Source organism: Rhizobium sp. PRIMUS64, from assembly GCF_023006465.1.
GTDB classification, from domain to species: Bacteria; Pseudomonadota; Alphaproteobacteria; order Rhizobiales; family Rhizobiaceae; genus Rhizobium; species Rhizobium leguminosarum.
In genome coordinates this window covers 1-4,438 of the sequence record NZ_JALBGX010000244.1, presented here as the reverse complement: position 1 = coordinate 4,438, position 4,438 = coordinate 1, and the positions used below count along the sequence as shown (strand labels likewise).

4 protein-coding genes and 1 pseudogene are annotated in these 4,438 nt (G+C 64.8%); 4 read left to right on the top strand and 1 reads right to left on the bottom strand.

What is annotated here, in order from left to right; genetic code table 11:
- Nucleotides 1-159 (top strand): annotated as a pseudogene (locus MOV76_RS38460) (LysR family transcriptional regulator); the annotation flags it as partial.
- A 13-nt stretch (nt 160-172) separates the two neighbouring features.
- Here MOV76_RS38460 and MOV76_RS38455 read toward each other — a convergent pair.
- Nucleotides 173-1,069: a LysR family transcriptional regulator gene (locus tag MOV76_RS38455; RefSeq protein WP_018244949.1), complete on the bottom strand. Its 897-nt coding sequence runs from the start codon at nt 1,067-1,069 to the stop codon at nt 173-175.
- A 161-nt stretch (nt 1,070-1,230) separates the two neighbouring features.
- On the opposite strand from MOV76_RS38455, the gene MOV76_RS38450 reads away from it, so the two are divergent.
- From MOV76_RS38450 to MOV76_RS38440, 3 genes are all read left to right on the top strand, one after another.
- Nucleotides 1,231-2,670 (top strand): FAD-linked oxidase C-terminal domain-containing protein, encoded by a 1,440-nt coding sequence (locus tag MOV76_RS38450; RefSeq protein ID WP_018449400.1) that lies wholly within the window; start codon nt 1,231-1,233, stop codon nt 2,668-2,670.
- A complete protein-coding gene (glcE, locus tag MOV76_RS38445; RefSeq protein ID WP_047621920.1) occupies nt 2,667-3,866 on the top strand; it encodes a glycolate oxidase subunit GlcE in 1,200 nt (399 codons plus the stop codon). The genes MOV76_RS38450 and glcE overlap by 4 nt, the downstream gene beginning before the upstream one ends.
- A gap of 68 nt (nt 3,867-3,934) precedes the next feature.
- Nucleotides 3,935-4,438, top strand: a 504-nt coding sequence (locus tag MOV76_RS38440) for a 4Fe-4S dicluster domain-containing protein (RefSeq protein WP_247266524.1), incomplete at its 3' end; no start/stop codon positions are given.

Below are 4,438 nucleotides of genomic sequence, written 5' to 3'. Positions count from 1 at the left end.
CCGCGGCCGCTTGGCGATTCGCATGCCGCCACCGAACTGGTCGATCTCGGCGAACCGCCGCCGGGCCGCGACACCTGGGTCGGCTATCACCGCGACATGAAGCGCCTGGCGCGGCTGCGCGCCCTGCTGGATCTCGTCATCGAGAGATTGGCGCGCTGAACCGGCGCTGCCATCAGCGCTCCCAATAGGGGACGGGACCGTAAAGCTCTGCCAGATAGTCGATGAACAGCCGCACCTTGGCCGGCAGGAACTGCCGGCTGGGATAGACGGCCGACAGCGCGACATTGTGCGAGCCCTCATAGGCCGGCAGCACCTGCACCAGCCGGCCTGCCTTGAGCTCTTCGCCGATATCCCAGGTGGAGCGCAACGCGATCCCGAGGCCGGCGATGACAGCCTCGCGGATCACCTCGCTGGAATTGGTGATCAGCATGCCTTCCGGCCTGAGACTCAGCGCCCCGTCCGGCCCGTTCAGCCGCCAGGTGTCGTTATTGTGGGCCGGCAGGCAGCGGTGGTGTTTCAGCTCTTCGATATGCTTCGGCTCGCCATGCGCTGCAAGGTAGTCCGGTGAAGCGCAGAGCAGCCGGCGTACCGGCGCCAGACGGCGGGCAACGAGGCTCGAATCGGTGAGTTCGGCGATGCGGATCGCCAGATCGAAGCCGCCGCCGACGATGTCGCTGAATTCGTCGGTCAGCACCAGGTTGATCGCAAGCTCCGGATGCGCCTCCATGAAATCTTTCAGATGCGGCGCGATATGCATGCGCCCGAAGGAGGTCGGGGCCGAGATCTTCAGCGTGCCGTGCATCTGCGCCGAGCGGCCTGAGATATAAAATTCTGCCTCCTCCAGCCCGGCGAGAATGCCGAGAACGCGGTCGTAGAAGCCCTGTCCGGCTTCCGTCAGCGAAATTTGCCGCGTCGTGCGCTGCAGAAGCCGGGTGCCCAGCCGATCCTCCAGCCGCTTGATTCGTTTGGAGACGACGGCTGGGGAAAAGCCGAGCGCGCGGCCGGCGAGCGACATGCTGCCTGTTGAAACGACCTTGGCAAAGATTTCGAGATCACCCAGATTGGTCATAAGGTTTTGTGACTTTTTCCCCTTTTGGCATAAGTGCTTAGCATTTGCGCCACTTTCGGGAAAGTGCTAAGCCGGTCTATCGGCGGCAGGGAGGTTCGCGGCCGGTTTCCGCTGTCATCTTCCCGCTGCCATTCCCCCTCGTCAGGGCCAGGGAGAGCGCCATGTCCGACGCCATTTCGTTTCTCAGCCCCCGCGCCGACGTGCTGGCGCGCCGAGCCCAGATCGTTGCCGATCTGACCGATCTTCTGCCGCCGGAATGCCTGGTGCATGAGGCGCGCGAGCTGGTACCGTTCGAGACCGACGCCTTTGTGTCCTATCGTCGCCTGCCGCTCGCCGTTGCCCTGCCGCGCACCACGGCTGAGGTCTCGGCCGTCATGCGTTATTGCCATCGCTACGGCATTCCCGTCGTGCCGCGCGGCGCCGGCACCTCGCTCTCCGGCGGCGCCATCCCGCAGGAGGATGCCGTCGTGCTCGGCCTGTCGAAGATGAACAGCATCCTCGAAATCGATCTGCCGAACCGCGTCGCCGTGGTCCAGGCCGGCGTGACCAATCTCAATATCTCCGAATCCGTCTCCGCGGACGGCTTTTTCTATGCGCCTGATCCGAGTTCGCAGCTTGCCTGCACCATCGGCGGCAATATCGGCATGAATTCCGGCGGCGCTCACTGTCTGAAATATGGCGTCACCACCAACAATCTGCTCGGCGTCAGGATGGTGCTGGTCGACGGCACGGTGATCGAGCTTGGCGGCAAGGCGCTGGATGCGGCAGGCTACGATCTGCTCGGCCTCGTCTGCGGCCATGAAGGCCAGCTCGGCATCGTCACCGAGGCGACGGTGCGGTTGATCGCCAAGCCGGAAGGCGCGCGCCCGGTGCTCTTCGGCTTCGAGAACTCGGAAGAGGCCGGCGCCTGCGTTGCCGATGTCATTGCCGCCGGCATTATCCCGGTGGCGATCGAATTCATGGACAAGCCGGCGATCGAGATCTGCGAAGCCTTCGCCCATGCCGGATACCCCCTCGATGTCGGTGCGCTTTTGATCGTCGAGGTCGAGGGGTCAGAAGCGGAGATGGACGCCACGCTGAAGGACATCGTCGAGATCGCCCGCCGGCATGCTGTCAAGACCGTGCGCGAATGCCAGTCGGCGACCGAGGCGGCCTTGATCTGGAAGGGCCGCAAATCCGCCTTTGGCGCCACCGGCCGCATCGCCGACTATATCTGCATGGATGGCACCGTGCCGCTCAGCCAGCTCTCCCACGTGCTGAAAAGAACCGCCGAGATCGTTGATCATTACGGCCTGCGCGTCGCCAACGTCTTCCATGCCGGCGACGGCAATATGCACCCGCTGATCCTCTTCAACGCCAACGATCCCGAGGATGCCGCCCGTGCCGAGGCGGCCGGCAACGATATTCTGAGGCTCTGCGTCGATGCCGGCGGCTGCCTCACCGGCGAACATGGCGTCGGCATCGAGAAGCGCGACCTGATGCGTCACCAATATTCGGAGACCGACCTCGCCCAGCAGATGGCAGCGCGTGCCGCCTTCGATCCGGGCTGGCTCCTCAATCCGTCGAAGGTCTTTCCGCTCGAAGGGCGCCCCGCTGCATGATCGATCTGATGCCGACGAGCGAGGAAGAGGCAGCAGGGATCGTCCGCACCCATGCGCAGAGCGGCCGGCCGCTCGTGATCTGCGGCGGCAATAGCCGCTCGGGCTTCGGCAATGCCGTTGCTGCCGAGGACCGGCTGCGCTCGACCGGGCTTACCGGCATCGTCGCCTATAATCCCGGCGAAATGGTCATGACCGTCCGATCCGGCACGCCACTTGCCGAGGTCGAGGCGGCACTTTCGGAGAGCGGCCAGATGCTCGCCTTCGAGCCGATGGATCATCGCCCTGTGATGGGCACATCCGGTGAGCCGACCATCGGCGGCGTCTTCGCCGCCAATGTCTCCGGTCCGCGCCGGCTGATCGCGGGTGCTGCCCGCGACAGCCTGCTCGGGGTGCGCTTCGTCAACGGCAGGGGTGAGATCATCAAGGCCGGCGGCCGGGTGATGAAGAATGTCACCGGCCTCGATCTCGCCAAGCTGGTCGCCGGCTCGCATGGCACGTTGGGTTTCCTCACCGAAGTCACCTTCCGTGTGCCGCCGCGCCCGAAGACGGAGCGGACGGTGATGCTGTCCGGCCTCAACGACGCCGAGGCGGCAAACGCCATGGCGGCGGCGATGGCGCTGCCGGTCGAAGTCTCGGGTGCGGCGCATCTGCCCTTGACGGTGACGTGGAAATTCCTGGCCGGCAAATTGCCCGAGGGCGAAGCGACGGTTCTGCGCATCGAAGGCCTGCCGGGCTCGGTCGACGTGCGCGTCGAAAAGCTTGCCGCGGCAATGTCGGCCTTCGCCACGGTCACGCGGCTGGAGCAGCCGGAAAGTCATAAGCTCTGGCAGGAAATTCGTGACGTGCTGCCTTATGCCGACGGCACGGCGCGGCCGGTCTGGCGCGTCTCGGTCGCCCCCGGCACCGGCCATCAGCTGGTCGCCGCACTCCGCCTCGAAGCCGCCGTCGACGCCTTCTACGACTGGCAGGGTGGTCTCGTCTGGATGCGCATGGAGGCAGGCCCAGAAGCCGAACTGGTCCGTCGCTATATCAAGGCGCTCGGTGGCGGCCATGCGACGCTGATCCGTGCATCGGATGAGGCGAGGGCGGTCACATCAGCCTTCCATCCCGAGCCCGAGGCGGTGGTGATGCTGTCACGGCGGGTGAAGGAAAAGTTCGATCCGGCCGGCATATTCAATCCGGGGAAGATGGGGTGAGGGACAAGATGGATCCGTGTCTGCATATCTCCAGCAAAACCTCCAAGACCCATTGGGGATCCCGCTAGATGCAAACCAACTTCACCCTGACTCAGCTTCTCGACCCTGATGTCGCCGAATCCGAGCAGATCCTGCGCAAATGTGTCCATTGCGGCTTCTGCACCGCCACCTGTCCCACCTATGTGACGCTCGGCAACGAGCTCGACAGCCCGCGCGGCCGCATCTACCTGATCAAGGATATGCTGGAAAACGGCCGCCCCGCCGATGCCGAGGTCGTCACCCATATCGATCGCTGTCTTTCCTGCCTTGCCTGCGTCACCACCTGTCCCTCCGGCGTCGATTACATGCATCTGGTCGATCACGCCCGCGCCCATATCGAAAAGACCTACAAACGCCCGTTCATGAACCGGCTGACGCGCGCCATCCTTGCCGCCGTGCTGCCCTATCCCGGCCGCTTCCGCCTGGCGCTCAATCTCGCCCGCCTCGGTCGGCCCTTCGACGGCCTGATGCGGGGTGGCGCGCTGAAACCCTTCGCCGCCATGCTGTCACTTGCGCCGCGCCGCATCCCCGCC

Excerpts from the sequence above, each read along its gene's own strand:
- MOV76_RS38455 (WP_018244949.1), bottom strand. The coding sequence starts at position 1,069 with ATGACCAATCTGGGTGATCTCGAAATCTTTGCCAAGGTCGTTTCAACA.
- MOV76_RS38450 (WP_018449400.1), top strand. The coding sequence starts at position 1,231 with ATGTCCGACGCCATTTCGTTTCTCAGCCCCCGCGCCGACGTGCTGGCG.
- glcE (WP_047621920.1), top strand. The coding sequence starts at position 2,667 with ATGATCGATCTGATGCCGACGAGCGAGGAAGAGGCAGCAGGGATCGTC.